General features: G+C 72.4%; 21 protein-coding genes and 1 pseudogene. 12 read left to right on the forward strand and 10 right to left on the reverse strand.

Going from position 1 to position 21,651, the window contains the following annotated elements:
• Nucleotides 1-9: 9 nt before the first annotated feature.
• The 10 genes from J8M50_RS41885 to J8M50_RS41930 all read right to left on the reverse strand — a co-directional run bounded on the left by J8M50_RS41885 (nucleotide 10) and on the right by J8M50_RS41930 (nucleotide 10,373).
• Nucleotides 10-156 carry a hypothetical protein gene (locus J8M50_RS41885; protein WP_158002840.1) on the reverse strand — a complete coding sequence of 49 codons (147 nt, stop codon included), beginning with the start codon at nucleotides 154-156 and terminating at the stop codon, nucleotides 10-12.
• A 43-nt stretch (nucleotides 157-199) separates the two neighbouring features.
• Nucleotides 200-2,293, reverse strand: a complete 2,094-nt coding sequence (locus tag J8M50_RS41890) for a histidine kinase (protein WP_010359810.1) — start codon at nucleotides 2,291-2,293, stop codon at nucleotides 200-202.
• An 83-nt stretch (nucleotides 2,294-2,376) separates the two neighbouring features.
• A complete protein-coding gene (locus tag J8M50_RS41895; RefSeq protein WP_010359808.1) occupies nucleotides 2,377-3,060 on the reverse strand; it encodes a response regulator transcription factor in 684 nt (227 codons plus the stop codon).
• A gap of 85 nt (nucleotides 3,061-3,145) precedes the next feature.
• On the reverse strand, nucleotides 3,146-4,267 hold the full coding sequence (locus J8M50_RS41900) for an NAD(P)-dependent alcohol dehydrogenase (RefSeq protein ID WP_010359806.1): 1,122 nt from the start codon (nucleotides 4,265-4,267) through the stop codon (nucleotides 3,146-3,148).
• 71 nt (nucleotides 4,268-4,338) lie between these two features.
• Nucleotides 4,339-5,901, reverse strand: a complete 1,563-nt coding sequence (locus J8M50_RS41905; RefSeq protein WP_010359805.1) for a GMC family oxidoreductase — start codon at nucleotides 5,899-5,901, stop codon at nucleotides 4,339-4,341.
• Nucleotides 5,898-6,431, reverse strand: a complete 534-nt coding sequence (locus J8M50_RS41910; protein WP_010359803.1) for a VOC family protein — start codon at nucleotides 6,429-6,431, stop codon at nucleotides 5,898-5,900. The genes J8M50_RS41905 and J8M50_RS41910 overlap by 4 nt, the downstream gene beginning before the upstream one ends.
• Nucleotides 6,428-6,844: a cupin domain-containing protein gene (locus tag J8M50_RS41915; protein ID WP_010359802.1), complete on the reverse strand. Its 417-nt coding sequence runs from the start codon at nucleotides 6,842-6,844 to the stop codon at nucleotides 6,428-6,430. Before J8M50_RS41915 ends, J8M50_RS41910 begins: the two co-directional genes overlap by 4 nt.
• Before the next feature lie 44 nt (nucleotides 6,845-6,888).
• Entirely contained in the window at nucleotides 6,889-7,620 is a 732-nt protein-coding gene (locus J8M50_RS41920; protein ID WP_010359800.1) for a cupin domain-containing protein, read from the reverse strand.
• A complete protein-coding gene (locus tag J8M50_RS41925) occupies nucleotides 7,613-8,827 on the reverse strand; it encodes a sedoheptulose 7-phosphate cyclase (RefSeq protein ID WP_010359798.1) in 1,215 nt (404 codons plus the stop codon). The genes J8M50_RS41920 and J8M50_RS41925 overlap by 8 nt, the downstream gene beginning before the upstream one ends.
• 721 nt (nucleotides 8,828-9,548) lie before the next feature.
• Nucleotides 9,549-10,373, reverse strand: coding sequence for a TetR/AcrR family transcriptional regulator (locus J8M50_RS41930; protein WP_010359797.1), 825 nt, complete (start codon nucleotides 10,371-10,373; stop codon nucleotides 9,549-9,551).
• A 195-nt stretch (nucleotides 10,374-10,568) separates the two neighbouring features.
• Here J8M50_RS41930 and J8M50_RS50320 point away from each other — a divergent pair, with 195 nt between their 5' ends.
• The 12 genes and pseudogenes from J8M50_RS50320 (at nucleotide 10,569) to J8M50_RS41980 (ending at nucleotide 21,481) form a co-directional block, all read left to right on the forward strand.
• On the forward strand, nucleotides 10,569-10,682 hold the full coding sequence (locus J8M50_RS50320; RefSeq protein WP_319061084.1) for a putative leader peptide: 114 nt from the start codon (nucleotides 10,569-10,571) through the stop codon (nucleotides 10,680-10,682).
• A gap of 100 nt (nucleotides 10,683-10,782) precedes the next feature.
• Nucleotides 10,783-11,658, forward strand: coding sequence for a glutathione S-transferase C-terminal domain-containing protein (locus J8M50_RS41935; RefSeq protein ID WP_010359795.1), 876 nt, complete (start codon nucleotides 10,783-10,785; stop codon nucleotides 11,656-11,658).
• Nucleotides 11,659-12,119: 461 nt separating this feature from the next.
• Entirely contained in the window at nucleotides 12,120-13,097 is a 978-nt protein-coding gene (locus J8M50_RS41940; protein WP_029184590.1) for an amino acid ABC transporter permease, read from the forward strand.
• Nucleotides 13,094-13,888 (forward strand): amino acid ABC transporter ATP-binding protein, encoded by a 795-nt coding sequence (locus J8M50_RS41945; RefSeq protein ID WP_010359792.1) that lies wholly within the window; start codon nucleotides 13,094-13,096, stop codon nucleotides 13,886-13,888. Before J8M50_RS41940 ends, J8M50_RS41945 begins: the two co-directional genes overlap by 4 nt.
• 83 nt (nucleotides 13,889-13,971) lie before the next feature.
• Nucleotides 13,972-14,994, forward strand: coding sequence for an ABC transporter substrate-binding protein (locus J8M50_RS41950; protein WP_010359791.1), 1,023 nt, complete (start codon nucleotides 13,972-13,974; stop codon nucleotides 14,992-14,994).
• Between the two features lie 40 nt (nucleotides 14,995-15,034).
• Nucleotides 15,035-15,862, forward strand: coding sequence for a GNAT family N-acetyltransferase (locus J8M50_RS41955; RefSeq protein ID WP_010359790.1), 828 nt, complete (start codon nucleotides 15,035-15,037; stop codon nucleotides 15,860-15,862).
• Nucleotides 15,863-15,916: 54 nt separating this feature from the next.
• On the forward strand, nucleotides 15,917-16,006 hold the full coding sequence (locus tag J8M50_RS50325; protein ID WP_316685692.1) for a putative leader peptide: 90 nt from the start codon (nucleotides 15,917-15,919) through the stop codon (nucleotides 16,004-16,006).
• A 107-nt stretch (nucleotides 16,007-16,113) separates the two neighbouring features.
• Complete coding sequence (locus J8M50_RS41960; protein WP_010359789.1) at nucleotides 16,114-17,316, forward strand: LLM class flavin-dependent oxidoreductase; 1,203 nt, start codon at nucleotides 16,114-16,116, stop codon at nucleotides 17,314-17,316.
• Between the two features lie 20 nt (nucleotides 17,317-17,336).
• Complete coding sequence (locus tag J8M50_RS41965) at nucleotides 17,337-18,710, forward strand: NtaA/DmoA family FMN-dependent monooxygenase (protein ID WP_010359788.1); 1,374 nt, start codon at nucleotides 17,337-17,339, stop codon at nucleotides 18,708-18,710.
• Nucleotides 18,707-19,771: an LLM class flavin-dependent oxidoreductase gene (locus J8M50_RS41970; RefSeq protein ID WP_010359787.1), complete on the forward strand. Its 1,065-nt coding sequence runs from the start codon at nucleotides 18,707-18,709 to the stop codon at nucleotides 19,769-19,771. The genes J8M50_RS41965 and J8M50_RS41970 overlap by 4 nt, the downstream gene beginning before the upstream one ends.
• Nucleotides 19,772-19,789: 18 nt before the next feature.
• A pseudogene (locus J8M50_RS41975) lies at nucleotides 19,790-20,132 on the forward strand (LLM class flavin-dependent oxidoreductase); the annotation flags it as partial.
• A 308-nt stretch (nucleotides 20,133-20,440) separates the two neighbouring features.
• Nucleotides 20,441-21,481: an MsnO8 family LLM class oxidoreductase gene (locus J8M50_RS41980; protein ID WP_370516670.1), complete on the forward strand. Its 1,041-nt coding sequence runs from the start codon at nucleotides 20,441-20,443 to the stop codon at nucleotides 21,479-21,481.
• Nucleotides 21,482-21,651: the final 170 nt, after the last annotated feature.

The raw sequence follows: 21,651 nt of genomic DNA on the forward strand, positions 1-21,651 counted from the left end.
CGGTGGAGGTCAGTTCTTCTGCTGCGCGCACTGCGGGAACTGAGGGCACTTGGCGAGCTTCGCCCTCGCGCCGGGAAGGCGCACAGCCGCGGCGAACTTCATGGCGCGCGCCAGCACCTTGTCCTTCAGTGAACGCGCGGACGGGTTGCGATGCATGTCCATCTCCCTTCGCCACCGCCTGTGCGGGGCTTGCTCTCGCTCACGAGTCTTCGGTGCCCGTGGCCCCGGACGCATGGGGCGCACGTCCCGACCCGGTCCCGTACCCGGCCGGGAACGCCGCGTCCACGACCGTCCCGTCCACGCTGCTGGTCAGGGCGAACGACCCGCCCAGCTCCTCCGACCGCTGCGCCATGGAGCGCAGCCCCACTCCTGGGCAGTCCCGGTGGGAGGGGAAGCCGTCCCCGTTGTCCGAGATCCGCAGGGTCACCCGGCCGTTCGACGCGGACACCAGTGCCTGCGCCCAGTCGGCGTGGGAATGACGCACCACGTTGTTGAGCGCCTCGGAGGCGATCCGATACACCGCCACCTGGAGCGCGGCCGGCAGCGGGGGCAGCGGGTCCGGGTCCACCGCGACCCCGATGCGCAGACTGCGGCTGCTCAGATGGGCGGCCAGCTGCTGGAGCGCCCGCGTCAGGTCGGCGCCGTCCAGCGCGGCCGGCGCCAGCCCGTCCGTGATGTGCCGCAGCTCCTTGATCGCGTACCCGATGCCGCCGGAGACCTCCGACAGCGGCTGCGCGACCTGAGCCGACGCGCCGCGCCGTACCGCGTCGACCTGGAGGCGCAGCCCCGACAGGGCGGGCCCGAGCCCGTCGTGCAGCTCGTGCCGCAGCCGGCGGCGCTCCTCCTCGCGCGCGTGGATGAGCTGTTCGCGGCTGCTCTGGAGGTCCTGGTGGAGCCGGGAGCCGGCCAGCGCGGGCGCCGCCTGCTCGGCGAGGACCTGCACGGCCTCCCGGTCCTGCGGGTCCAGGGCCAGCTCACCGGCGCGCGGCGCCACGGTCAGCCGTCCGATCTCCTCCCCCCGGTAGACGATCGGGAAGTGCTCGGCGTTCGGCCCCGGGTCGTCGATCCGCACCAGTTCGCGCGGCCCGTGATGGGTGTCGACGGTGACGGAGGCCGCCGGCAGCCCCAGGGTGCGCACGACGGTGTCGCCGAGCAGCTGCGGGGTGTCCCCGGGGTCCGGGGCGCGGTTGAGCCGCTCGGCGAGGTTGCGCACCACCTGGTAGGGGTGCGCGCGGTCGCCGTAGAAGTAGTGGTCCATCACGCGCTGCGCCCAGTGGTACGTCGGACGCAGCAGCACCCCCAGGACGAGGCCCAGGGCGCAGGCGGGCAGCAGTCGCCCGGCCTCGCCGGTGTGCGGGGCCAGCCACAGCAGGATGCCCGCGACGGCCGTGGCCGCCGCCAGCAGGAGGAACGTCAGCAGCAGGACCGCGAGGATCCGGCGCGCGGCCCGGTCGAGGTACCAGGTGCGAGCACGGGCGGTGAGGTAGCCCAGGCACAGCGGCCAGGTCACCGCGGCGGCGTACCGCAGCGGGAGGTCGACGGAGTCCGGCATGGCGACCCGGAACGTGAGCAGCGTCCACAGCGCCCACACGGCGTGCGGCACCGACACCCACCAGGTCTCCCGCCGGTAGTCCGCCGACAGCACCATCCGCGCCGCCAGCACCAGCAGGGCGAGCGCCAGCGCGAGCTGCGTCCCGTTGGTGTTGACCCAGCCCATGACGGGTTCCGTACCGGTCCAGAAGTCCGCCCACGCGCCCCGCGCCATCGGGTTGCGCACGCCCATCACGGCGCCGATGACGGCCGACCACAGGTACAGCTCCTGGGCGACGCACAGCACCAGCATCGCCAGCACGTACCCGCGCGCCCACACACCGCGCAGCCGCCCGTCCGGCAGCCAGACCGGCTGGGTGAGCAGCAGCAGCGCGAACGGCGTGTAGAACAGCAGGTCGGCGAGGAACGCGGGCCAGGCCAGCGAGGCGGGCAGCAGTCCCACGGCGATCGTGATCAACAGGGTGTCGGCGACCGTGACGGACGCCCCGGCGGTCAGCAGCAGCCACCCGAAGACCTTGCCCGAGCGGCGCGAGAGGAACAGCATGCCCGCCAGCGAGAACCCGAACCCGAGCAGCAGGTTCTGCACCGCGTAGTGGAATCCCCGGTACGACGTGACGGTGTCGACGTGGGTGAGGGTGAGCACGGACCAGGCGGCGCCCGACAGGACGACGACCACGCACACCAGATACGCCGGAAGCAGCTCCCGCCCCGTCCCGGGAACCTTGGTGTCGCTCGCGCCCATGTCCACTCCTCGCCGTCGCCGACCGGAACCTTCAGCCTCGCCCGCCCGCTGTCCCGGACGCATGGGGCACCGGTCCCGACCCGCTACCGCTCCTCGCCGAGCCCGGCGTCCCGCGCGCGGGCGACGGCCTCCGCGCGCGTGGCGACGTGGAGCTTCTCGAAGATGTGCGTGACGTGGTTGCGGACGGTCTTCTCGGAGAGGACGAGTTCGCGGGCGATACGGCGGTTGTCGAGCCCGCGCGCGATGAGCCCGAGCACCTCGCACTCGCGCGCGGTCAGCGCCGGGAACAACTGCTCGGCGTCCCGCCGCCGCGACCCCGCGACGAGCGTGCTGAGCCGCGCCGCCACCCCGGCCCCGAACACCGCGCCGCCCGCCGCGACGGTCCGTACGGCGTGCAGGACCTCCTCGGCGGCGGCGCCCTTGACGATGTAGCCCCGCGCGCCCGCCTGGAGCGCGGCGAGGAGGTCGCCCTCGTCGTCGGACATGGTGAGGGTGAGGACGGGCAGCCCGGGGTGCTCCTCGGCGAGGGAGCGGATCGCGGAGATGCCGGAGCCGTCGGGCAGCCCCAGGTCCATGATGATCACGTCGGGGGTGCTCGCGGACACCGCGGCCGGGACCTCGGCGACCGTCTCCGCCTCCGCCACGACGACCACCTCGCCGAGGCTCTCCAGCGCCGCTTTCAGCCCGCTGCGGAACAGCGGATGGTCCTCCACGACAAGCGCCCGCAGCACGGACCGGTCCACGGACGACGGGGGATCCTCGTTCACTCTCGAAAGGTAGTCCCTTCGAGGGGGGATCGTCATATTTTATTCCGGTACGTCTTTTGGGGCGGGCGTCTGGGACCTACGACGCTCACGGCATCAGCAGCACCGGCTTCACCGCCTCCCCCCGCACCGCCGCCGCCCCCGCCTCCTCGACCGCCTCGAACGGGAACACCGACACGATCGCGTCCACCGGCAACCGCCCCGCCAGATACAGCTCCACCAGCGCCGGCACGAACACCCGGGGCACCGCCTCCCCCTGATTGACCCCCACCACCCGGGGCCCCCGGTCCAGCATCCCCGGCACGTCGAACGCCGCCTCGGTCCCGGCCGGCGGCGCCCCCACCACCCCGCACACCCCGCTCACCGCGAGCCCGTCCACGGCCTGCCGCAGCACCTTCGGCACCCCGCTCGTCTCCAGCGCCCGCTCGGCGCCCCGCCCGCCGGTCAGATCCCGTACGGCGCTCAGCGCGTCGTCCTCGTACGGGTTCACGGCGTCGGTCGCCCCCAGTCGCCGCGCCAGCGCCAGCCGACGGGGGTCCGGATCGACGGCAATGACCCGTGTCGCCGCCGTCAGCCGCGCCGCCATCACCGCCGCGAGCCCCACCGAGCCGACGCCGTACACGACGAGCGTGTGCCCCGCCTCGGGCCGCAGCACGTTCAGCACCGACCCGGCGCCCGTCTGCACCCCGCACCCCAGCGGCGCCAGCACCTCCGGCGGCAGCCCGGCGGGGACGGGGACGACATTGCGCTCACCGGTCAGCGCGAGCGTCGAGAACGACGACTGGCCGAAGAAGTGCCCGTGCAACGGCTGACCGGCACGCCGGCCCGTCCCTCGCACCGTCGCGCTGCCGTCCAGCCTGCTCCCGCCGAACAGGTTCAGCGCGGGCCAGTGCGCGCAGCGCACCGGGCGGCCGGTCAGACACGCGGCGCAGTGTCCGCACGACGCGAAGCTCAGGACGACGCTGTCGCCGGGCGCCACGGACGTGACCCCGGCGCCGACCGCCTCCACGGTCCCCATGCCCTCGTGACCCAGCACTGCCGGGACGGGGAACGGGGTGTGGCCCGCGCGGACACTGAGGTCGGTGTGGCAGATGCCGGCGGCCTGGATCCGGACGAGGACTTCGTCGGGGCGGGGGTCGTCGACGTGGATCTCTTCCAGGGTGAAGGGGGTGTTGTGGGCGCGGACCACGGCTGCGGTGGCGGTGTGCATGGGGGGCTCCGGGGGCGGGTGTTGCACAACAGGGCGTGTTTTGGCGGGAGTTGCTGGATCGGGCACTGTCTCTACGGCAGCACCCCGCCCTCCCGCACCACCCGCAGCGCCTGCGCCGCGATCGTCAGCGTCGGGTTCACCGCCGCCGACGACGGGAAGAAGCCGCCGTCGACGACGAAGAGGTTCGCCACCTCGTGGCTGCGGCAGTACGGGTCGAGGACGGACCGCGCGGGATCGGTCCCGGCGACGGTCGTCCCGCACTGGTGGCCGGTCGCCTCCACGCCCAACTGGCGGGAGAACACGAGGGGATAGCCGGCGCGGCGCATCATCGAGGCGGCGGCGCGGACCAGCTTGCGGTGGGTGCGGGTGTTGGTGGGGTGCCAGCGTACGGTCACGTCGTCGGCGCCGGGGCCGGGCAGGACGCGGTTCTCCGGGTCGGGGAGGTCCTCCGACATCACCCACCAGTCGACGCTCCGCGCGGCCAGGGCGCCGAGCAGCCGCCGGGGGAGCCGGGGACGGTCGGCGGCGAGCGTCGCCTCGTACACCTTGCCCATCAACTGGAGGTTCCCGAGCGGGTGTCGGCCGTGCGGGCCGTCCGGGAGGTAGAAGTCGTTGACGGCCAGGGTCTTCTGGAACGTCACGGGGTTGCGGCGGCGCGGATCGACCGCCATCAGCACGGAGTTGTTGTGCAGCATGAGGTTGCGGCCGACGAGCCCGCTGCCGTTCCCGAGCCCGTCCGGGTGTTCGGCGCCGCCCGAACGCAGCAGCAGAACGGCCGAGTTGACGGCCCCGCACGCCACCACAACGGTTCCGGCCCGCAGTTGGACCGTACGCCCGTCGCGCACCGCGTCCACGGACGTGACCTGCTTGCCGCCGGGGTCCGTCCGCAGCCGGACAACTCGCGTACGGGTGAGGAGCCTTACCGTCGGCGTGCGCAGCGCGGGGCGCAGGGCGCGGGTCTCCGCGTCGCTCTTCGCGCCGACCCGGCACGGGAACGCGTCACAGGTGCCGCACCGCTCGCACGCCCCGTCCCGCGCCAGGTCGACGCCGAGTTCGACGGGGTAGGGGTGCAGGCCCTGCGCCGTGAGCCGGTCGGCGAGTTCGGCGATGACCGGCTCGTGCGGCACCGGCGGCCACGGGTACGGGGTGCTGCGCGGCGGGCCGCTCGGGTCGGTGCCGTCGGCGCCGTGGACGCGGTAGAGACGCTCGGCCTCCGCGTAGTACGGCTCCAGGTCGCCGTACGCGAACGGCCAGGCGGGCGAGGTGCCTTGGAGGTGCTCGACCGCGCGGAAGTCGCTCGCGCGCAGCCGGGGGAGGGCGGCGCCGTACACCTTCGTGGTGCCGCCGACGCCGTAGAAGCCGCCGGAGGTGAAACGGCGGCCCTCGGCCGTGTGCCAGGAACCCGTGTTGTGGTAGCGGCCCTGCTCGAACACGGCCTCGGGGGACCAGTTCTCGGGCTCGCGGGGCAGGAAGTCGCCCCGCTCGACGACGAGTACGCGCGCACCTGTCGAGGCCAGCGCCCAGGCGGTCGTGGCACCGCCCGCGCCCGACCCGACGACGAGGACATCGGCTTCGTACACCTCCCGCTCCTCCGTGACGACCGGCGGCGAGCCGGGGCCCCAGACGCCGGTCATGACGCGGCCCTCGGCGGGTCGTAGAGGCGGACGGATGTGCTGGCGTGGAAGGGGAGTTGGTCGGGGATCTCGGAGAGTTCGAGGTGGAGGCCGAAGGGGGTGCGCAGGTAGATGAAGCGGACGCCCGCGATGGGGCCGTCGGTGACGGTCTGCGGATCGCCCAGGGCAACTACCCCGTCGTACGCGGTGAGATGGTCCAGCGAGGCGTCCAAGTCCGTGGTGGCCAGGGCGAGATGGTGGCCGCCCCAGTCGCTGTTGCGGGGGTAGACGCGGCGCTGGTCGGGGGACGTGTACTGGAACAGCTCGACGTTGGTGACCGGGCCGAGGCGCAGCATCGCGATGTGCGCGACGGCGTCGCGGTGGACGCCGAGCTGGCGCAGCATCCACAGGCCCGCCGGGTCCTCAACAGGGCCGGTGAGGTAGGCGAGTTGGGCGCCGAGGGCGTCGGTGAAGAAGGTCACGGCCTGGTCGAGGTCGGGGACCGTGTACGCGACGTGGTGGACGGCGCCGACGCCGGGGACGGTGATCATGGCTGGTCCTTGCGGGAGTTGTGGGAACTGAGGGAATCGCGGGCGGTGCTCGGGGTGCGGGCGGGCAGAGCGCGGGTCACGGACGCCGGGCCGAGCGTCAGGCACAGCAGCCGGGCGCCCTTCCGGCCCGCGGTGAGGGTGGTGGCGCCGCCGTGCGGGGCGAGGACGAGGCCGCCCGCGGTGAGCGGGACGGGGCGCCGGTCGGTGCGCACCGTCCCCGTCAGGACGTACCAGACGGTCTCGGTGCCGCCGACGCCGGCCGGCTCCCAGCGGGTGCCGGGGGCCAGCTCGACCTCGTCGAACGCCTCGCACTCGCTGTGCAGCATCCCCCGCCGGGCGAGGCAGCGGACGGTGGCCCGCTCCTCGCCCGGCCCGAACAGGACGGCGCTGGACGGTCCGTCGTGGACGATCACGGCCGACTCCCTTTTTGTCGAGGTGAGTTGATCTGGGCGGTGTCCTACGCCGCGAGCCGGCGCTCGTCCGGCAGCGGGACGTCCAGGACGGCGTGGAAGAACTCCAGGCCGCCGTCCCCGGCCCACAGCCGCACCGTCCCGCCCAGCGGCAGGGTCAGCGCGGTCCCCGAGGTCAGCCGGACCTCGCGGTCGGCGGTGCGGGCGACCCCCGTACCGCTCAGCACGAACACCGTGTGCTCGGTGCCGCGTGCCGCGAACTCCACGCCCGCGTGCGGCGGGAGGTCCTGGACGCGGATGGTGCGCAGCGGCCCGGTGAGGACGCTCTGGGCGTCCAGCGGGCCATGGGCGCGCAGGTCGCGTACGACGATGCTGTTCACGGAAGGCTCCTCTTCCTCCGGAGACCGGCGGGGCCTCGGGAAGACGGCGGGCAACTCCACCACCAGCCAGGACAGCGGCCGTTGCCCGGTGTTGTGCAGCGCGTGCCGGGACCCGATCCCGGTGAGGACCGCGTCCCCGGCGCGCACCGGATGCGCCACGCCGTCGAGGTGGATCTCACCCCGGCCGCGCAGCAGGAAGTACAACTCCTCGGTACGGGAGTGCAGATGCTCCCCGCTGACCCCGCCCGGCGGCAGCCAGGCCCACTCGACGGCCTCCCAGCCGCCGTACAGACCGGTCCGCCGCGCCAGGCAGGACCAGCGGGAGATCCCGTCCGAGTCGTGCACGCCGTGCACCACGGCGGGGGCGTGCACGTCGGCTACTACCAGTGCGTCACGCATGGGAACGCACCTCCTTCGCGGCGCGCGCCAACTTCTCGGCCGCGCCCGTGATTTCACGATCCGTCAGGTCGTTCACGAACACCGCGTCACCGATGCCGACCGGCAGCGGCAGCCGCTGCATGCCGTCCCGGTGGCGGACCGTGTCCGCGAGGGCGGAGCGGAGCAACTCCGGCTCCAGCAAGGGGTGGTGGACCGGCAGACGCAGGGCGCGCATCGTGTCCAGGACGCGCGTGCACTGACGGTCCGTCATGAGGCCGCGCCCGCGCGCGATCACGGTGGTCAACGCCATGTCGAGGTTGACCGCCTCGCCGTGCAGCAGGGCGGGCAGGGCCCGCATCTCCAGCGTCGGGCTGAAGGAGTGGCCGTAGTCGACGACCCGCTCCAGGCGGTGCTCCCACAGGTTGTCGTGGAGTTCTTCGAGCATGCCGTGCACCGCGCGGGCTAGGACGTGGTGTGCCGTGGTCCGCAGCGGGCCGTCCGCCTGGAAACGGCCGGCGAGCAGGCGCTCGCCGCTGCTCTCCAGCAGGTCGAACAGGTCGCGGTCCTTGATCAGGGCGATCTTGAGGATCTCGGCGAGGCCGTTGGCGACGTGCCGCTCGTCGAGCGTCGCGAGGAACGCCGGGTCGAGCAGTGTCTCCGTCGCCGGGTGGTACGTACCGAGGCGGTTCTTGCCGGCGCCGAAGTTCACGCCCGTCTTGGCGCCGACTCCGGCGTCGACCAGGCCGATCAGCGTGGTCGGCACCCGGACGTACGGCGTGCTGCGCCGGTACAGGCTGCACGCCAGGCCCACGATGTCCAACAGGACGCCGCCGCCGATCGCCACGACCGGCTCGCGCCGGCGGTCCAGACCGAACCGGTCCATCGCGTCGACCACGGAGTACACGGAGTCCATCGTCTTCAGGCGCTCGTGCGCGGGGAGCACGTGGACGGTGTACGACGCGTGCCGGGCGGCCTCGCAGTAGGCGCGGAGCTGTACGCCGTACAGCCGGTCCACGTCCTCCTCGACGACCAGCAGGCGCCGGGGCGGGGTGTCCTCGCCGTCCGGGAGGCCGGCGCGGGCGAGGGCGGGGTTGCGGGGGTCCAGGACGCCGGGGGCGAAACGGACCCGGTAGCTCACGGGCTTCGCGGTGGCCACGGTCCAGCTGCGCGCGGGGCCGGGGCCGTCTGTGGTGGTGAGGCCGTGGGTGGTGGGAGGGGGGAAGGGCATGGCGGGTCCTTGGGGGATGGGATCGGGCTGGGGGTGGGGCTGAAGCTGGCGGGGTGCGGGATCGGGCTGGCGGGGTGCGCGTTCCGGTCGGCGGTGACGCTCGGGCCAGTGGCTGCGGAGTGCGGGGTCGAGCTGGAGGTGATGAGGTGCCCACGCTCCGCATGAGGCCGGCGGAGGCACCGGGGCGGCCTCATGCGGGCGGGGCCGGGAAGCCGGACCGGTGGCCGCTCTCGCCTGCCGCCGCTGCGCCGCACCCCTACGGCGCCCCCGTCGGCGGCCGGCGTCGCGGGCAGCTCGCGGGGAGCGTGCCGGCCGGTCCGGCTGGTCTGTGGGCAGGGGCTCCGTGGTGATCCTGGGGGCGGCGTCTGTGTTGTTCGCCATCTGACCCACCACCTTCGGAAGCGACCCTTGCGGAACCTTGCTCACCCAAAGTCCTCCGCCCGGGGTCCCGGGGGCTTGAGCCTCCGGCCCTGTCGAGGCCCTGCCCGGGCCCGGCGGGACATGGGACCGGGGCCTGGTGGGCGTGGGGCAGCGGGGTGGGGGTGGGTTCGGGGGTGGGGTGGGATCGAGGTCCCGGGAGCGGAGGGGGGACGGTCAGGGATGACCCCTAGGGACCGTCACTCCGGGGGAGCCCGGCGCGCTGCGGTGGTGCACGCGGCGGTGGTGCGCGCGGCGAAAACCCCCGCACACCGTGTGTACGGGGGTTCCGGATCGCTCGCGGTCAGGCGGACTCGTTGGTCGCCGGTCCCGAACTCGGCTTGCGGGACGCGGACTTGGCGGTCCTGGCTGCCGTGGACTTCGTGGCCGTAGGGGACTTGGCGGCCGTACTCCGCGAAGTCTTACGGGCCGTCTTCTTGGCCGGGGGAGTAGCGGTTTCGGCCGGCGCGGGAACCCCCGTGATGCCGCCCACGCAGAACGCCCAGACCTCCTCCGCCGAGATGGGCGAGGGGTGCGCGCCGACGGGTGCGCGGGCCGTGAACATCGCCGTCTGCATGATGAGGGAGGCGACGCGGCGGGGCTGGGGAGCCGTGGCCTGACCTGCGGCGACCGCCTCTTCGACCAGCTCCGTGAAGAAGCCGAGCAGGGGCAGGTGGGCGGTGGCGACCTGGTCGGGATGGGTGACCAGGAGCTGGATCGCGAAGTCGGTGAACAGGGGCGACTGCGCACCGGGTCTGGGCTCGGAGGAGCGGTGGAGGAGGTCGACCGCGATCCGCAGCCTGTCCAGGGGATCCCGGCCGGCCGCGGCGGCCTCGCGGATCTCCCCGGCCGACCTCGACAGCGCGTCCTCGAAGAGAGCGAGCAGCAACTCGTGCTTGCCGCCGAAGTGTTGATAGAAACTGCGCAGCGACTGACGCGAACGCTCCACGACCTCCTGCACGGTGAAGTCGGTGGTGCCCTTGTCGGCGATCAACTCCTGTGCGGCGTCGAGGAATCGCTGCACGCGCTGCTCCGCGCGAAGCTTCGCCGCCCGGGTGGACCGCTCGACGGCACGCTGCCGCCAGGCGGGCTCCGGGCTCTCGGCCGGTTCTACGGGGACGGCACTCATGAGCGGAACGCTACTTCACACAGGTGAAAAGCGAGGCCGTTCCTTCTGCCGCATTCCCCTCCCCGGAAAACGAGACCGACATGTCCGCCACCAAGAACGCCGTTCTCGGATACTCACCCCTCGGACGCCCTCTTGACGCACCCAGGGCCTCGATCGACACTCGAACCGGGAATCCTAGTGAACAGGTAGGGAATCATGGGGCGCCTGGAGCCGACCGTCAGCCGGACGAGCCGCACGGCCTGGTCGTCGCCCCTTCTCACCTCCCGCCGTCACATCGACCTGCTGCGCGTGTGCAGCGCACAACGCTGACCCGAGCGCCTTCTCAGGTCCCCGCTTCTCAGGTCCCCACCCCCTCAGTCGCCGCAACCGCCGCGCGCTCACCCCCGCGCGCCCGCCCCCGGGGAGACTCATGTCCATCACACCGCTGGCCGCCCACGCGTACGACCGCCCGGCCCCCGCCTTCCGGGGCCGCATCGGCCGCGACGCCCGCAGCGGCCACTACGCCGTGCCGCGCCGCTACCGTCTCCACCTGTCCACCGCCGACCCCGACGGCCTGCGCATCGCCGTCACCCACAGCCTGCTGCGCCTGGACCAGGCGTGTCCGGTCACCTTCCTGCCCGCCGTCCCGGACTGTCCCGACGGCGGCCACGCGACCCTGCGCCCGCTGTACGACGCGAGCGCGCACCGCTACCGGGGCCCGGCCCTCGCCCCCGTACTGAGCGACGACTGGTCCGGCCGCATCGTCTCCACCCACGGCCCGGACATCGCCCGCGACCTGGCCCGCCACTTCGGCGGCGGCAGGCCCTCGCTGCACCCCTGCGGCACCGAGCAGGAGACCGAGACGGCCGCACGGCTGTGCGCCGAGGTCGAGTGCTCGGCCCAACTCGCCGGTGAGGCAGGCGTATCGGAGCCGGGGCACGCACTCGGCGCCCTCCTCGACGCGCTCGGCGGCCTGGAGCAACGCCTCGGCTCAGGACCCTATCTGACGGGCGATCAACTCACAGCCGCCGACGTCGACTTGTGGGTCACTCTCGTCCAGCTCGACACCGTGCACCGCCACCACCTCGACGCCGGAGCCGTCCAGCGGGTCGCCGCCCACCACGCCCTGTGGGCCTACGCCCGCCGCCTCACCGCCCACCCCGCCTTCGGCACCCACCTCGACCTCGACGGCATCGACCGCCGCCACCGCGCCCGCTGCCAGGGCCTCGAAGCCGCCGGCTCCGCTGTCCAGATCCTGGACTGGGCGGCGTACAGGGCCGACGAAAACCGGACCCACCAGGGCTGATCCGGTCCGAAACCTGGACGACCGTTGACAACGGTCCGGGCAACTGGCTTAACTGCGGCCCGGAAACGGTCTTCCGACTCCGCACCGCACCTCCCCGACGGCCACCTCGGCCGCCGCACGAAGCAGAAGCAGAGGACGACATGTACGCAGCTCCCCGGACGGCGCCCCGCCGCTCCCCGGGCTGCGTACGCCCGTACCTCAGCCACCTCGTCGCGAACCGCGCCGTCGATCTCCTGCGCGTCAGCAGCGCACTGTGTACCGCACCGGGCCGTGCCCGCTGTCGGGTCTGACCTCGAAGCCAGGCCCGACCGCAGCGCCCTCGCCGGCCACCGCACTCGCGGTGCGCCGCCCGCCGCCCTCGACCCCGGTCCCGTACACAGCCGTTGCACGCCCACTCCCACCGGAGCCGTGCGCCTGCGGCCCGTGACGCCGGGGTAGCCCGCCTCCCGCCGGAGCCCCTCATGAGCGAATCACCGGGCGCCGTGTCCCTCGCCACGGCACCGCCACCCGACGTACCGTCAAAAACCCTCGTAGCACAGCGAGTTCAGCCACTGCGCCGCCCCGGACGCTGGATCGCCACCGCGATCGTCCTGGTCCTGGCCGCCCAGTTCGCCCACGGCCTGGTCACCAACCCGTTCTACCAGTGGGACCGCTTCGGCTACTGGTTCCTGCGCCCGACCATCCTCGACGGACTCCTCGTCACCCTCGAAGTCACCGCCTACAGTGCGGTGTTGGGCCTGCTCGGCGGCATCCTGCTGGCCCTCGCCCGGCTCTCGAAGAGCCCGGTGCTGCGAGCTGTCAGCTGGGTCTACATCTGGGCGCTCCGCTCGGTGCCGCTGATCGTGATCCTGCTGTTCCTGTACAACTTCAGTGCCCTGTACCAGACGTTGAGCGTCGGCGTCCCCTTCGGACCGGCCTTCTTCACCTTCGACGAGTCGCGCCTCGCCACCGACATGGTCATCGCCGTCGTCGGACTCAGCCTCCACGAGGCCGCGTACGCCGCCGAGGTCGTCCGGGGCGGCATCCTCTCCGTCGACCAGGGCCAGCACGAGGCCGCCGCCGCCCTCGGCCTCCCCAAGGGCTACCAGTTCCGCCGGGTGGTCTTCCCGCAGGCCCTGCGCTCGATCGTGCCGAACTACGTCAACCAGCTGATCGGCCTGGTCAAAGGCACCTCGCTGGTCTTCTACGTCTCCCTCCTCGACCTCTTCGGCGCCGCGCAGACCATGGGCTCCACCTACCCCGGCGACATCGTCCCGCTGCTGCTCGTCGTCACCGTCTGGTACCTGATCCTGACGAGCCTCGTCTCGGTCGTCCAGTTCTACGTCGAGCGGCACTACGCGCGCGGCGCCACCCGCACCCTGCCGCCCACCCCGCTCCAGCAACTGCGCGCCGCCTTCGGCCGGTTCAGGGAGCGCCTGCGCAAGGAGGCCGCCGTATGAGCGCCGCCACCGCCACCGCCACCGTCGCCGCGCCCGCCGCCGTCGAACTCCACGGCGTCCACAAGTGGTTCGGCACCCACCAGGTCCTCGACGGCATCGACCTGACGGTCCGGCCCGGCGAAGTCACCGCGCTGCTCGGCCCGTCCGGCTCCGGCAAGTCCACGCTCCTGCGCGTCATCAACCACCTGGAGAAACCCGAACGCGGGTACGTCAGCGTCAACGGCGAGCTCATCGGCGTACGCCGACACGGCGACCGGCTACGGGAGTTGAGCGAGCGCGCCATCCTCACCCAGCGTGCCGGGATCGGGTTCGTCTTCCAGAACTTCAACCTCTTCCCGCACCTCACCGTGCTGGACAACGTCGCCGCCGCCCCCGTCGCCACCGGCCGCCTCGCCAAGCCGGCCGCGCTGGAACTCGCCCGCGAACTCCTCGACCGCGTCGGTCTCGCCGACAAGTCGGCCGCCTATCCACGGCAGTTGTCCGGCGGACAGCAACAGCGCGTCGCCATCGCCCGCGCCCTCGCGCTGCGCCCCGGCGTCATCCTCTTCGACGAGCCGACCTCCGCGCTCGACCCCGAGCTGGTGGGTGAAGTCCTCGCCGTCATCAAGGACTTGGCGACCAGCGGCACGACGCTCCTGATCGTCACGCACGAGATCGGCTTCGCCCGCGAGGTGGCCGACCGGGTGGTGTTCCTGGACGCCGGGAAGATCGTCGAACAAGGGCCGCCGGAACAGGTGCTGGACAGGCCGCAGCACGAACGGACCCGCGACTTCCTCGCCAAGGTCCTCTGAACCGAGGGTGCCTGACTCGGTCAAGGCCCTTTGAAATCAACCCCGTTGACCCCCGTACGACCCACGAATCCCTAAGGACAGCCATGCCCGCGCCCCTCTCCCGACGTGCCCTGATCCGAGGCATCACCGCGACGGCCGCCGTCGCCACCCTCGCCGGCGGGCTCGCCGCCTGCGGCGGGGACAGCGAGGCCGCCACCGTCGCCGCCGACACCTCCGGCTCCGTCACCATCGGCCGCGTCTCCAACGGGGCCGCGAAAGAAGCGACGTTGAAGGTCTCCGAGGTGAAGTCGATCAGCGCCGAGGTGCCGGAGGCGATCCGCAAGCGCGGCACCCTCGTCATCGGCAGCGGCTCCCTGCCCTCGGGCTCCGCGCCGCTCGGCTACATCGGCGACGACCAGAAGACCCTCACCGGCGCCGAACCCGACCTCGCCCGCCTCGTCGCCGCCGTCCTCGGCCTCAAGTCCGAGAACAAGCGCTTCACTTGGGAGAACCTCTTCGTCGGCATCGACAGCGGCAAGGTCGACATCGGCTTCTCGAACATCACCGACACCGAGGAGCGCAAGCAGAAGTACGACTTCGCCTCCTACCGCCAGGACAACCTCGGCTTCGAGAAGCTGAAGTCCAACTCCTGGACGTTCGACGGCACTTACCGAAGCCTCGCGGGCAAGACCGTCTCCGTCGGCGCCGGCACCAACCAGGAACGCCTCCTCCTGGAGTGGCAGAAGAAGCTCAAGGCCGAGGGCAAGAACCTCACCATCAAGTACTTCCAGGACAGCAACAGCACCTACCTCGCCCTGAACAGCGGCAAGATCGACGCCTATCTCGGCCCCAACCCGAGCCTGTCGTACCACGTCACCCAGACCGCGAAGTCCCCCGCGCCGACCGCCATCGCGGGCACCTACTCCGGCGCCGGCGAGACCCTCCAAGGCCTCATCGCGGCGACCGTCAAGAAGGACAGCGGACTCGCCAAACCGGTCGCCGACGCCATCAACCACCTCATCGACAACGGCCAGTACGCCAAGTGGCTGGACTCCTGGAACCTCGCGAACGAGGCCGTCACCAAGTCCGAGATCAACCCGCCCGGCCTGCCCCTCACCAACTCCTGACGGCACGTCAACTCACCCTGACCGAAAGGACTTCGCCTCCGTGACCCACCCGAACCACCCTCGCGGAGGCGGAGTTCCGGTCACCACCGCACCTCATCCGCTCGACAACGCCGTGTGGACCGCTCTCGACGGTCCCCACGCGCACCTCGCCGAACGCCTCGGCCGAGCCGCCCGCTACCCCGCCGACATGTACGCCTTCGCCGCTCTCGACGACCCCGCCGACCCGGCCGCCTGGACCGACCTGCACCGGCTCGCCGGCCCGGCAACGGCCGTACGTGTCAAGCCTGTCGACGCAGTCCCCGACGGCTGGGAGCTGATCCGGGAGGGGTACGGCGTACAGCTCGTCGACACCTCGCCGCGTGCCGGAGCCGACCCCGAGGCGGTGCGGCTCGGACCGGACGACGTACCGGAGATCCTGGACCTCGTCGCCCGCACCCGGCCGGGACCGTATCTGAAGCGGACGATCCTGCTCGGTACCTATCTCGGCATCCGGCACGACGGACGGCTGATCGCGCTCGCCGGGGAGCGGCTCAAGCCACCCGGCTGGACGGAGATCAGCGCCGTCTGCACCGATCCCGCGTATCGGGGGAGGGGACACGCGACCCGGCTGATCCGTGCAGTCGCCGCCGGGATCCGGGAGCGAGGGGACACGCCGTTTCTGCATGCCGCCGCCGACAACCTGAACGCGATCCGGTTGTACGAGTCGATCGGGTTCACGTTGCGGAGGTCCTCGCGGATCGTGGAGGTGCGGACTCCGGCGGGGCCTGCCGGGGGTGCCGGGGGCGCTGGGGCCGCAGAATCGATTTCGCACAAAAGTTCGGGAATTTCCCGGGAATCGGGAACACGGCGGGCGAACGGCCCGTTGTGAGGGATGAGAGCCACGATCGGGCCGCACAGAGCGAGGAAGAAGGGGGGAACGGCAGTGACCGACATACACATACGCCACTCCGCGCACCTCTACTCCCGGCCCCACATCGACCTCCTGCGCGTGGCCGGCGCGCTCTGTAGCTGACCCCAGCGCTCCAGCACCCCCACGCCCCACCCCAGCCTTGCCGCCGTTGCCCGTGTCCCGGGCGGGCCCGGCGTCCTCGTACGGACCTCCAGGAAGGCACTCCACCCGTGTCCCCTTCTTCTCCCGCACCCCTGCACCTCGCGGTGGCCCTCGACGGCACCGGCTGGCACCCCGCCTCCTGGCGCGAGCAAGTCGCCCGCCCCCGCGACCTGTTCACCGCCGGATACTGGGCCGACCTGGTCGCCGAGGCCGAGCGCGGCCTCCTCGACTTCGTGACGATCGAGGACGGCCTCGGCCCCCAGTCCTCCCGCCTCCTCGACCCCGACGACCGCACCGACCAGGTACGAGGCCGGCTCGACGCGGTCCTGATCGCCTCCCGCGTCGCCCCGCTCACCCGGCACATCGGCCTCGTCCCCACCACCGTCGCCACCCACACCGAGCCCTTCCACATCTCCAAGGCGATCGCCACCCTCGACTACGTGAGCACCGGCCGCGCGGGCCTGCGCGTCCAGATCACCGCCCGCCCGAACGAGGCCGCGCACTTCGGCCGCCGCACGATCGAGCGCATCGAGTCGTACGACACCCCCGACACCCTCGCGGTGGTGACCGACCTGTTCGACGAGGCCGCCGACTACGTCGAGGCCGTCCGGCGCCTGTGGGACAGCTGGGAGGACGACGCGGAGATCCGTGACGCCGCCACCGGCCGCTTCGTCGACCGCGAGAAACTCCACTACATCGACTTCGAGGGCCGCCGCTTCAGCGTCAAGGGCCCCTCCATCACTCCCCGCCCGCCCCAGGGCCAGCCCCTCGTCACGGCCCTCGCGCACGCGACGGTGCCCTACCGGCTGGTGGCGCGCGCGGCGGACGTCGGCTTCGTCACCCCGCACGACACCGGCCAGGCCCGCGCCATCGTCCAGGAGATACGCACCGAACAGGAGGCCGCCGGCCGGGCCGCCGATCCGCTGCACGTCTTCGCCGACCTCCTGGTCTTCCTCGACGACGACCCCGCCGAGGCGCGGGCACGCCGGGCCCGGCTCGACGAGGCGGCGGGCGAGCCGTACACGAGCGACGCGCGGATCTTCGCCGGCAGCCCCGCCGAACTCGCCGACCTGCTCCAGGAGTTCCAGACGGCCGGCCTCACCGGATTCCGGCTGCGCCCCGCCGTCGCCGGACACGACCTGCCGGCCATCAGCCGGGGTCTGGTCCCCGAACTCCAGCGGCGCGGCGCCTTCCGTACGGCGTACGAGGCCGACACCCTGCGCGGGCTGCTCGGCCTGACCCGTCCCGCCAACCGTTACGCAGCCCTCTGAGCGCGAGGAAGAGACCGACGATGAGCAAGCCGCTGAAGCAGATCCATCTCGCCGCGCACTTCCCCGGCGTCAACAACACCACCGTCTGGAGCGACCCGCAGGCGGGCAGCCACATCGAGTTCAGCTCCTTCGCACACCTCGCGAAGACCGCCGAACGCGCCAAGTTCGACTTCCTGTTCCTCGCCGAGGGCCTGCGTCTGCGCGAACAGGGCGGCAAGATCTACGACCTCGACGTGGTCGGCCGCCCCGACACGTTCACCGTGCTGGCCGCGCTCGCCGCCGTCACCGACCGGCTCGGCCTGACCGGCACGATCAACTCGACGTTCAACGAACCGTACGAGGTGGCCCGGCAGTTCGCGAGCCTCGACCACCTCTCCGCCGGTCGCGCCGCGTGGAACGTGGTCACTTCCTGGGACGCGTTCACCGGCGAGAACTTCCGGCGCGGCGGCTTCCTCCCGCAGGACGAGCGCTACTCCCGCGCCAAGGAGTTCCTCGCCACCACGCAGGAACTCTTCGACTCCTGGCAGGGCGACGAGATCCTCGCCGACCGGGCCACGGGCGCCTTCCTGCGGGACGCGCGGGCCGGTTCCTTCGTCCACACCGGACAGCACTTCGACATCCACGGCCGGTTCAACGTCCCGCGCAGCCCCCAGGGCCGCCCGGTGATCTTCCAGGCCGGGGACTCCGAGGAGGGCCGCGAGTTCGCCGCCGCCGAGGCCGACGCCATCTTCAGCAGGTACGCGCAACTGGAACAGGGCCAGGCGTTCTACACAGACGTCAAGAACCGCCTCGCCAAGTACGGCCGCCGCGCCGACCAGTTGCTGATCCTGCCCGCCGCGACCTTCGTCCTCGGCGACACCGACGCGGAGGCCCAGGACGCCGCGAAGGAGGTGCGCCGGCAGCAGGTCAGCGGGGCCACCGCGCTCAAGCACCTGGAGTTCGTCTGGAACCGCGACCTCTCCGCGTACGACCCCGAAGGACCGCTGCCCGAGATCGATCCGGACGTCAGCGCCGAGCACATCTCGCGGGGCCGCGCGCAGGTCAGGATGTACCGCGACCCGCTCGCCACCGCCCGCGAATGGCGGGAGCTGGCCGAGGCCAACAAGTGGTCCATCCGCGACCTCGTCATCGAGACCGGCAACCGGCAGAACTTCATCGGCACCCCCGAGACCGTCGCCCGCACGATCAACGAGTACGTCCAGGCGGACGCGGCCGACGGGTTCATCCTCGTCCCGCACATCACCCCCGGCGGACTCGACGACTTCGCCGACCAGGTCGTCCCGCTCCTCCAGGAACAGGGCGTCTTCCGCACCGACTACGAGGGCACCACCCTGCGCGACCACCTCGGCCTCGCCCACCCCGACGAGGCGCGCGACACCCGGGCGGTGTCGTGAGGTTCCTCGCGATCACCCTCATCGTCCACCGCCCCGACCCCGCTACCGGCGTCCAGAAGTCTACGCAGGACCGGTTCCGGGAGGTCCTCGACAACGCGGTGCTCGCCGAGGAACTGGGCTTCGACGGCTTCGGCGTGGGGGAGCGGCACGAACGCCCGTTCATCTCCTCCTCGCCCACCGTCGTCCTCAGCCACGTCGCCGCCCTCACCCGCCGCATCCGCCTCTTCACCGCCGTCACCACCCTCAGCCTCCTCGACCCGGTCCGCGCCTACGAGGACTACGCCACCCTCGACCACCTCTCCGGCGGCCGGCTCGACCTGATCATCGGAAAGGGCAACGGCGTGGCCCAGCGGGAGTTGTTCCAGGTCACGCCCGAGGACCAGTGGGACCGCAACGCCGAGAGCTACGAGGTGTTCCGGCAGTTGTGGCGGCAGGACAAGGTCACCGCCGGCACCCGCTTCAGGCCGCCCCTCACCGACGCGGAGGTGTGGCCGCGCCCCTACCAGCAGCCGGTGCGTGTGTGGCACGGCAGCGCCACCAGCAAGGAGTCCGTCGACCTCGCCGCCCGCTACGGCGACCCGCTGTTCTCGGCGAACGTCACCCACCCCATTGAGCCGTACGCCGAGTTGATCCGCCACTACCGGGAGCGGTGGGAGCACTACGGGCACGACCCGGCGGCGGTCGCGGTCGGCGCGGGGTCGGCCGGGCTGTACGTGGCGCGGACCTCGCAGGAGGCCGTCGAGACGTACCGGCCCGTCTTCGAGAGCACCCTCGACTTCCAGCGGGCCGCCGGACTGCCCGTCGTGTTCGAGACCGTGGAGGACTTCGTCGAGCGCAGCTCCGCGCTCATCGGCAGCCCCCAGCAGGTCATCGAGAAGGTCCACCGCTACCACGCCGAGTTCGGGCACACCGTCCTGCACGTCCACGCGGATGCCGGCGGGCTGACCGACGTCCAGCACCGGGACTCCCTGGAGCGGTTCCAGGGCGAGGTGGCGAGCGTGCTGCGCAAGGAGATCCCCGACCCGCCGTTCGACTGGGCACCCGTCCTGCCCGTCGCCTGACAGAAGGAGGACATGTCCATGCCCGGTACGCCCCTCGGCATCCTCGACCTGGTGCCGGTCCCCTCCGGCTCCACCGCCGCCGACGCCCTGCGCAACTCCATCGACCTCGCTCGCCACGCCGAACGCCTCGGCTACACGCGGTACTGGTTCGCCGAGCACCACCTCAACCCCGGCGTCGCGGGCACGTCCCCGGCGATCCTCCTCGCCCTCACCGCCGCCGCGACCGCCACGATCCGCCTCGGCTCGGGCGCCGTACAACTCGGCCACCGGACGGCGCTGAGCACGGTGGAGGAGTTCGGCCTGATCGACGCGTTGTATCCGGGGCGGCTGGACCTGGGGCTGGGGAGGTCGGGGGCACCGAGGAGGGGGACGGTGTCGCCGGGGGCTTCGGGAGGAGCGGCGGGGGAGGGCCGGGCTTCTGGGGTGGGGCCGGGTGGGGTGGCGGTGGAGGAGGGCCGGGCTTCTGGGACGGGGTCGGGCGGGGTGGCAGCGGAGGGCTGGGCTTCTGGAGCGGGGCCGGGTGGGGAGACGGTAGCGAGCCGGGTTTCCGGGGAGGTGCCCGGGGCGGAGGGGCGTACGCGGGGTGGTGCGGGAGGGCTGTCGGGGGAGGCGCCTTCCGGGGGAGTGCTGGGTGGGGGGCAGCTGAAGGCGGAGGGCCGGGTTTCCGGGCTGGTGCGTGGGGAGGAGGGGCGCGTGCGGGGCGGCGGGGAAAGGCCGTTGGGGGAGGGGGCTTCCGGGGAAGCGCCGGGTGGGAGTGAGTTGACGGCGGAGAGCCGGGCTTCCGGAGAGGGGCTGGGCGAGGAGGCGGTGGAGGGGGCTTCCGGGGAAGCGCCGGGCCGGAGTGAGTCGACGGCGGAGAGTCGGGCTTCCGGAGCGGGGCCGGGTGACGAGGCGCTGGTGGTGGATCGTGCCGTGGTCGGAGCGGGCGTGTCGCGCAGGGGGCCCGTCGTCGGCGGTCGTGCTCCCAATGGGCTCCTCATCCCGCCCCCGTTCTCCTTCGAAGCCGTTCTGAAATCACCCCGGTTCGCGCTTCAGCGTGAGCTGCTCCAGCTTCCCGGGGCGCGGTCGCAGGACTACGCCGGGCAGATCGACGACCTTCTCGCGCTCCTCGCGGGGACGTACCGTTCGGCGGACGGGGAGGAGGCACATGTCGTGCCCGGCGAGGGGGCCGACATCGAGGTGTGGATCCTCGGCAGCAGCGGCGGGGAGAGTGCCGAGGTCGCCGGGGCGCGGGGACTGAGGTTCGCCGCGAACTACCACGTCAGCCCGGCGTCCGTGCTGGACGCGGTGGACGCGTACCGGGAGCACTTCGAACCGTCGGCGGCCCTGGACCGGCCGTACGTCAGCGTCTCGGCGGACGTCGTCGTCGCCGAGGACGAGGCGCGGGCCCGCGAACTCGCCACCGGCTACCCCCTGTGGGTGCGCAGCATCCGCACCGCCGAGGGCGCCATCCCCTTCCCGACCCCCGAGGAGGCCCGCGCCCACACCTGGACCGACGAGGACAGGGCCCTCGTCCAGGACCGGGTCGACACCCAGTTCGTCGGCACCGCGGCCCAGGTCGCCGACCGCCTCGAACAACTCCAGGAGGCCACGGAGGCGGACGAACTCCTCGTCACGACGATCACCCACGACCACACCGACCGCGTCCACTCCTACCGCCTGCTCGCACAGGAGTGGGCCCGCAGAGGCCACTCGGCCGAGTCGAGCTGACACGCGGGCGCCCCCACGGCCCGCCGTCGCCCGGATGGCGCGGATTTCCGACCTGGTCCCCCTCCGGCGCGCACCCGCACAGGAGCCGACTCGGCCGAATGACCGAGGCGACGACGGGGCCGGGCCTGTTTCCAGGAGGCGCCTCCCGGCGGTGAGAAGAGGGTGATCCC

It is taken from the genome of Streptomyces acidiscabies, assembly GCF_020010905.1.
In the GTDB taxonomy this organism is placed as follows: Bacteria; Actinomycetota; Actinomycetes; order Streptomycetales; family Streptomycetaceae; genus Streptomyces; species Streptomyces acidiscabies.

Coding starts and splice junctions, on each gene's coding strand:
- J8M50_RS41905 (WP_010359805.1), bottom strand. CDS start 5,901: ATGACCGGCGTCTGGGGCCCCGGCTCGCCGCCGGTCGTCACGGAGGAG.
- J8M50_RS50320 (WP_319061084.1), top strand. CDS start 10,569: ATGGGGCGCCTGGAGCCGACCGTCAGCCGGACGAGCCGCACGGCCTGG.
- J8M50_RS41910 (WP_010359803.1), bottom strand. CDS start 6,431: ATGATCACCGTCCCCGGCGTCGGCGCCGTCCACCACGTCGCGTACACG.
- J8M50_RS41890 (WP_010359810.1), bottom strand. CDS start 2,293: ATGGGCGCGAGCGACACCAAGGTTCCCGGGACGGGGCGGGAGCTGCTT.
- J8M50_RS41950 (WP_010359791.1), top strand. CDS start 13,972: ATGCCCGCGCCCCTCTCCCGACGTGCCCTGATCCGAGGCATCACCGCG.
- J8M50_RS41920 (WP_010359800.1), bottom strand. CDS start 7,620: ATGCGTGACGCACTGGTAGTAGCCGACGTGCACGCCCCCGCCGTGGTG.
- J8M50_RS41945 (WP_010359792.1), top strand. CDS start 13,094: ATGAGCGCCGCCACCGCCACCGCCACCGTCGCCGCGCCCGCCGCCGTC.
- J8M50_RS41885 (WP_158002840.1), bottom strand. CDS start 156: ATGCATCGCAACCCGTCCGCGCGTTCACTGAAGGACAAGGTGCTGGCG.
- J8M50_RS41925 (WP_010359798.1), bottom strand. CDS start 8,827: ATGCCCTTCCCCCCTCCCACCACCCACGGCCTCACCACCACAGACGGC.
- J8M50_RS41900 (WP_010359806.1), bottom strand. CDS start 4,267: ATGCACACCGCCACCGCAGCCGTGGTCCGCGCCCACAACACCCCCTTC.
- J8M50_RS41935 (WP_010359795.1), top strand. CDS start 10,783: ATGTCCATCACACCGCTGGCCGCCCACGCGTACGACCGCCCGGCCCCC.
- J8M50_RS41930 (WP_010359797.1), bottom strand. CDS start 10,373: ATGAGTGCCGTCCCCGTAGAACCGGCCGAGAGCCCGGAGCCCGCCTGG.
- J8M50_RS41940 (WP_029184590.1), top strand. CDS start 12,120: ATGAGCGAATCACCGGGCGCCGTGTCCCTCGCCACGGCACCGCCACCC.
- J8M50_RS41965 (WP_010359788.1), top strand. CDS start 17,337: ATGAGCAAGCCGCTGAAGCAGATCCATCTCGCCGCGCACTTCCCCGGC.